The sequence below is a fragment of the Methylophaga sp. UBA1464 genome, from assembly GCF_002325665.1.
Taxonomy (GTDB): domain Bacteria; phylum Pseudomonadota; class Gammaproteobacteria; order Nitrosococcales; family Methylophagaceae; genus Methylophaga.
The window spans coordinates 1-5,346 of sequence record NZ_DCSO01000092.1 but is presented as its reverse complement, the minus strand read 5'-3'; the positions used below and the strand labels follow the sequence as shown (position 1 = coordinate 5,346).

4 protein-coding genes and 1 tRNA gene are annotated in these 5,346 nt (G+C 47.0%); 1 reads left to right on the top strand and 4 read right to left on the bottom strand.

Annotated features, from left to right (window positions below):
- Positions 1-104 precede the first annotated feature (104 nt).
- From B3O33_RS12520 to B3O33_RS12505, 4 genes are all read right to left on the bottom strand, one after another.
- Positions 105-179: transfer RNA gene (locus tag B3O33_RS12520), tRNA-Gly, on the bottom strand.
- Positions 180-217: 38 nt separating this feature from the next.
- Positions 218-775: a CDP-diacylglycerol--glycerol-3-phosphate 3-phosphatidyltransferase gene (gene pgsA, locus B3O33_RS12515; protein WP_292362572.1), complete on the bottom strand. Its 558-nt coding sequence runs from the start codon at positions 773-775 to the stop codon at positions 218-220.
- A gap of 52 nt (positions 776-827) precedes the next feature.
- Positions 828-2,669: an excinuclease ABC subunit UvrC gene (gene uvrC, locus B3O33_RS12510; protein WP_292363742.1), complete on the bottom strand. Its 1,842-nt coding sequence runs from the start codon at positions 2,667-2,669 to the stop codon at positions 828-830.
- Positions 2,670-2,681: 12 nt separating this feature from the next.
- On the bottom strand, positions 2,682-2,891 hold the full coding sequence (locus tag B3O33_RS12505; protein WP_069295918.1) for a hypothetical protein: 210 nt from the start codon (positions 2,889-2,891) through the stop codon (positions 2,682-2,684).
- Positions 2,892-2,970: 79 nt separating this feature from the next.
- Here B3O33_RS12505 and B3O33_RS12500 point away from each other — a divergent pair.
- The coding region (locus B3O33_RS12500; protein ID WP_292363744.1) for a transcription-repair coupling factor at positions 2,971-5,346 on the top strand (2,376 nt) is incomplete at its 3' end.

Genomic DNA, 5,346 nt, shown 5'->3' with positions numbered 1-5,346 from the left:
GCTGCATGACCACTCTGCCACCCAGCCAGGGTACTTCATCTTAAGCTATCCAAAACTAAAAAGCCGCAGTAGTGACTTGGACTGACCGCGGCTTTTTTTATTCTTGGAGCGGGAAACGAGATTCGAACTCGCGACCCCAACCTTGGCAAGGTTGTGCTCTACCACTGAGCTATTCCCGCTTAGGAAGACGTGCATTATAGGCACTTAATATTTTCTGTCAACCCTTATCTACCAACACTGGCAAGGCTGCTTTCAAGTAACTGATCATTGAGGTCAATGTGAGTAAAGCGGCTATGTATAAGAGGCCCACGCCAATCTCAAAAACCGGTAATCCAAACAGCGGTTTATAGAATATCAGACAGCCAATGGCAATCATTTGAAAGGTCGTTTTCCACTTGCCGATCGAGGAAACCTGAACCACATGACGGGCACCGATTTCAGCCATCCATTCACGTAATGCGGAAATGGTGATTTCACGAAATACAATGACAATCACTGGCAGCAAGATAAACCAGACCGGTGACTTATAAAGAATCAACAATAACGCGACCACAACGATTAACTTATCGGCTACCGGATCGATAAAGGCGCCGAAAGGTGACGTGAGATTCATGCGCCGGGCCAGATAACCATCAAGCCAATCGGTAATGCCCGCCAGCACAAACACCACGGTTGCCCAAACGGTCGCACTTGGATTAGGAACAAAATACAGTATGACTAGAACAGGTATCAGTAAGACCCTGAGCAGACTGAGCAGATTTGGTAAATTCAGCATATTAATGTCGTTAAAAACTACAGATAATACCTATGTTAGCACTATGCAGCATTTAATTGTCCGGATGGAACAGGTCATATATTTTCTGAGCCAGAGCGGCGCTGATGCCTTCCACTCTTTGCAGGTCTTCCACTCCGGCACGTTTAACCTCTTGAAGACCACCAAATTGCTGCAATATTTTTTGTCGACGCTTTGGTCCCAGCCCTGCAATATCTTCTAATGAGGAAGTTTTTCGTGCTTTGGCACGACGTTGCCGATGCCCTGTGATGGCAAAACGATGTGCCTCATCTCGCACTTGCTGTAATAAATGTAATGCCGGTGAATCGGCAGATAAAGTAACTTCGCCTGCACGACCAACCAGAAATAATGTTTCTTCGCCGGGTTTACGAGCCGGGCCTTTGGCGATACCCAAAATTGGTAAATCGCTTAAATTTAATTCAGCCAGTACTTCCTGAGCTTCTTTGATTTGGCCTTTGCCCCCATCAATCAATAATAAATCCGGACGTTTGCCTTCCCCGTTATTCAAACGGGTAAAGCGTCGGCTTAAGGCTTGATTCATTGCCGCATAATCGTCGCCCCCCGTAATGCCTTCAATATTGAATTTACGGTAGTCACTTTTAATCGCGCCTTCCAGACCAAACACCACGCAGGAAGCGACTGTGCGCTCACCACGGGTATGACTGATATCAAAACATTCAATGCGTTTAGGCAATTCATCGAGAGCCAACGCATCCTGCAGCATTTCAAAACGCTGCATCAGATTGGAACGACTGCTAATTCGCTGCGTCAGACTAATCTCGGCATTGGTCATGGCCATTTGTAGCCATCGGGTTGCATGTCCACGTTGCGGTTTTCGCAGGATGACTTTATGTCCGGATTCAGTCTGCAATACATCTTGTAACAGTTGAGCATCTTCCACTTCATGGCTGAGCAGAATTTCGGCAGGTACATCTTTACCTAAGTAATACTGTGGGATAAACGCGGTTAGCAATTCTGACTCGGTCAGATCCGATGAACCTTTGGGGAAATAGGATTTACTGCCCAAGTTTCTGCCCCCACGAACAAAGCTGACTTCCACCACGGCAAGACCATCACGCACAATCGCGGCCAGCACATCAGAATCGCCTTGCATGGAGCTGACATATTGTCGTTCTTGAACTCGTCGCAGGCTGATGATCTTGTCGCGGATAGAAGCCGCTTGTTCAAACTGCAGATTCTGCGAAGCGACATCCATCTGGTTACTCAGCTCATCCATAACCTGCTGGTTTTTTCCTTCCAGGAACATGATGGTGTGCTGCACATCTTTTTGGTAATCACTCTCAGAAATCAGCCCCACACAGGGTGCCGTGCAACGTTTGATTTGATATTGCAGACAAGGCCGGCTGCGGTTTTGATAATAACTGTCTTCACACTGACGCACCGGAAACAGTTTCTGCAGCAGATTCAGACTTTCACGCACGGCACCGGCACTGGGGTAAGGTCCGAAATATTTGCCTTTTTTACGCTTGGCACCGCGATGCACACTTAATCGTGGAAAGTCATCACCAGAAATCAATAAGTATGGGTAGGATTTATCATCACGCAATAACACGTTGTAACGTGGCATCAGCTCCTTGATCAGGTTGTTTTCCAGTATCAGGGCTTCGTTTTCAGTATGGGTAACGGTGGTCTCAATCGCCGCGATCTGCGCAACCATCACCTGTGTTTTGCTGGTTAAACCACTGCTGCGAAAATAACTGCCTACACGTTTTTTGAGGTTTTTGGCTTTACCGACATAAATAACGGTACCTTCCGCATCGATCATGCGATAGACACCAGGCCGGCTGGTAAGTGATTTTACAAAACTGACCGGATCGAAATGGGATTCTATAGTGGGGTTTTCAGCCTGACTCATTAAATTTCGTAATTAAGAATTATCGTCTTTTCGTGGAGAATATTGGCGCTGATAACATTTATGGGCCTGATAAAAACTGTTAGCAGACAAGCCTAACAAAATTAATCCACCGATTATTGCTGGAACATTTTCGTGATAAAAATAAAACATGGCCAGGGCAGCTAATAACTCAGCAGTGCCAATTACTTTTAATAACACAACATTTTCCGTCCGTTTCACCATGTTCCATCTCCGCTTCGTTGCAAAATTTTGACTATAGCATTAACACTTATTGTTTGTAAGGACATTATCTTGTTTGAAAATGCTGGATGCTGTACTTGGTCAAGTATGGGAAAATAATGCGCTTTCTCATTTAACTATCAAGGTATCACTTTTGCCAGCCAACCTGCTTCAGCCTGTCTTGCCTGTATCAGCCAAAGATCAACTTCGTGCCGGACAATTATACGGTAGTGCACAGGGATTATTGTTAGCAAAAGCAGCTCAGCAACATGACGGCCCATTATTGGTGGTGACTGATGATGTGGCGAGTGCTCATCGCCTGGAATTGGAAATCCGCTTTTATCTGGGTAATGCCGAATTACCAATATTGCATTTTCCGGATTGGGAAACGCTGCCTTATGACAGTTTTTCGCCACATCAGGATATTGTTTCCGAACGACTGCAGACATTGCATCATTTACCCGATTTTAATCATGGCATTTTACTGGTCCCGATTGCTACCCTGATGCAACGCATTGCGCCCCGATCGTTTCTCGATGGCAATCATCTTGAGCTGAAAATCGGCGATCAGTTTGATATCGAACAATGGCGCCTCAAACTGGAAAAATCCGGGTATCGTAATGTGGCGCAGGTTATCGAACACGGTGAGTTTGCGGTTCGCGGTGCGATTATAGATTTATTTCCAATGGGTAGTCGTCAGCCTTATCGTATTGATTTGTTTGATGACGAGATCGACACCCTGCGTACTTTTGATCCGGAAACCCAGCGATCTATCGATAATATTGATCAGATCCAGTTATTACCGGCACGCGAATTTCCGGTGAATGACGACAGCATTGCTTTATTCCGTAAACAGTTCCGGCAGTTTTTTGATGGCGACCCGCAACGCAGTCTGATTTATCGCGAAGTCAGTGCCGGTAATATGCCGGGCGGTATCGAGTTTTATTTGCCGTTGTTTTTCGAGCAAACCGCCCGACTCACCGATTACCTGCCCGATAACACACTGTTAGTGCAGCTCAATGATACCTTCCATGCCGCAGAACAGTTCTGGCAGGAAATCCAAATCCGTTACCGCCAGCATAGTGTTGATCCGGAAAGACCCTTATTACCGCCGATCAATGTGTTTGTGCCTGTTGAAGAGTTATTCAGTCAGTTCAAGCAATGGCAACGGCTGCAATGTCAGAATTTTGAATTAGATGGCTCAGCCGGTAATAGCAACTATGCCACGGTAATACCGCCATCTTTACCGCTCAACTCCAAACAAGATCGTCCTTGCGAAGCGCTGCATCAATTTATTGATAAATTCGCTGGGCGAATTTTAATCGCCGCCGAATCCGCTGGCCGCCGTGAAACGCTGCTGGATCTGCTGCGTAAAAACCAGCTGCAGCCGAAAGTTGTCGACAACTGGGATGCGTTTATTAATGATAGCGCGCCGCTGTGTATTACCGTGGCACCGCTCGAACAGGGCTTGCTGCTACAGATTGAAAATATTGCGGTTGTTGCTGAAACCCAGCTGTTTGGCCAACAGGTTATGCAACGCCGTCGTCGCAGCCGTAAAAAGCGGGATTCCGATGCCATTATTCGTAACCTTGCCGAACTCACGATTGGTGATGCGGTAGTCCATGAAGATCATGGTGTAGGCAGATATCTGGGGTTGCAGACACTTGATGTCGGCGATGTAGCGACCGAATACGTAACACTCGAATATGCCAAAGGTGACAAATTGTATGTGCCGGTGGCTTCGCTGGATTTAATCAGCCGTTACTCCGGCTCTGCCCCGGAACTGGCTCCATTACACCAACTTGGCACCACCCAATGGGAAAAAGCGCGTCGTCGTGCTGCCGAAAAAGTACGTGATGTGGCGGCAGAATTACTGGATATCTATGCCAAACGTGCGGCCAATAAAAAACCGCCAATGCAGTCGCCAGATGAACAATATGAAGCTTTCTCGGCCGCCTTCCCGTTTGAAACCACGCCGGATCAACAGGATGCGATTGATGCCGTGATTGCCGATATGCAATCGGAAACGCCTATGGATCGTTTGGTGTGTGGTGACGTTGGTTTCGGTAAAACTGAAGTCGCCATGCGTGCGGCATTCCTGGCTGTTCAATCTGGCAAACAGGTATTGGTGTTGGTGCCGACTACCCTGCTTGCTCAGCAACATTATGAAAACTTCAAAGATCGCTTTGCTGATTGGCCGATCCGGGTTGAAGTTTTGTCACGCTTCCGTAGCAAGAAACAATTGGATGATGTCAAATCGGCGATCACTGAAGGGACGGCTGATATCGTGATTGGTACACATAAACTATTGCAGCAGGATATCGATCCAAAGCGGCTGGGTTTGTTTGTGCTCGATGAAGAACACCGTTTTGGCGTCACCCAGAAAGAACAACTGAAAAAATACCGTGCCCAGATCGATGTATTAACGCTTACCGCCACGCCGATTCCCCGCACCCTG